The sequence below is a fragment of the Modestobacter sp. KNN46-3 genome (assembly GCF_011039295.1).
Genome location: NZ_JAAKGN010000348.1, coordinates 1 through 1,080, shown reverse-complemented (window position 1 = coordinate 1,080; position 1,080 = coordinate 1). Strand labels below are relative to the sequence as shown.

Annotated in this window: 1 protein-coding gene and 1 pseudogene; both read right to left on the bottom strand. The window is 74.4% G+C overall.

What is annotated here, in order from left to right; all coding sequences use genetic code 11:
- Nucleotides 1–190 precede the first annotated feature (190 nt).
- On the bottom strand, nucleotides 191–811 hold the full coding sequence (locus G5C62_RS27235) for a precorrin-8X methylmutase (protein WP_164703442.1): 621 nt from the start codon (nucleotides 809–811) through the stop codon (nucleotides 191–193).
- Nucleotides 811–1,080, bottom strand: a pseudogene (locus tag G5C62_RS27230) (precorrin-3B synthase); the annotation flags it as partial. The pseudogene G5C62_RS27230 and the gene G5C62_RS27235, both read right to left, overlap by 1 nt.

The window sequence follows — 1,080 nt, the reverse complement described above, 5'->3', positions numbered from 1 at the left end:
CCGACGACCTGGTCGGCTACGGCCCCTACCTGGACCGGGTGCCGGCCAACCCGCGGCAGACCAGGCACCCCAGCGACAACCGGGTGGAGGCCGAGCGCGCGGCGCACGCCCTGGAACTGGCCCGGTCACCGGTGCCCCCCGTCCACCAAAATGGCCATTTTGGTGGTCATCCGGCGCGTCTCGCGGCCCCTCATTCGGCGGTGCTCGCGATCGCGTTGACGGCGGCGGCGGTGATGGCGCTGCCACCGCGCCGGCCGCGGACGGCGAGGAACTCCAGGTCCGAGGCGGCCAGCGCCTCCTTGGACTCGACCGCGCCGATGAAGCCCACCGGGATGCCGATGACCGCGGCCGGGCGCGGGGCCCCGTCGCGGACCATCTCCAGCAGGTGGAACAGCGCGGTGGGGGCGTTGCCGATCGCGACCACGGCGCCGTCCAGCCGGTCGCCCCACAGGTGCATCGCCGCCGCGGTGCGGGTGGTGCCCATCTCCCGGGCCAGGTCGGGGGTGCGCGGGTCGTTGAGGGTGCAGACGACCTCGTTGAACGCCGGCAGCCGCTTGCGGGTCACGCCGGAGGCGACCATCTGGGCGTCGCACAGCACCGGGGCGCCGGACTCCAGCGCCTTGCGGCCGGCCCGGACGACGTCGGGGGAGAAGGCCACGTGGGCCACCAGGTCGACCTGCCCGCAGGCGTGGATCATCCGGACGGCGACCTGGGCGACGTCCTCGGGCAGGCCCGACAGGTCGGCCTCGGCGCGGATGGTGGCGAAGGACTGCCGGTAGATCTCGGCGCCGTCGTGCTCGTAGGAGTACATCAGTCCTCATCGATCCAGAGTTCGTAGCCGGACGGCGTCGCGACGACGTCGACGACCCCACCCTGTGGTCGGCCGCAGCGGCGCTCGCAGCCGGCCCAGTGCTGTCGGGCGCCGCCGGCGGGCAGCGTCCGGGTGGAGACGGCGGTGACCGCGTCGGCGCGGACGTCGGCCAGCGACTTGGCGCAGCCCGGGCGGCCGGCGCAGGTGGTCACCTGCAGCCAGGGGCTCGCCTCGTCGAACACCATGCCGGTGCGGAACAGGTCGACGGC

Coding starts and splice junctions, on each gene's coding strand:
- G5C62_RS27235 (WP_164703442.1), bottom strand. CDS start 811: ATGTACTCCTACGAGCACGACGGCGCCGAGATCTACCGGCAGTCCTTC.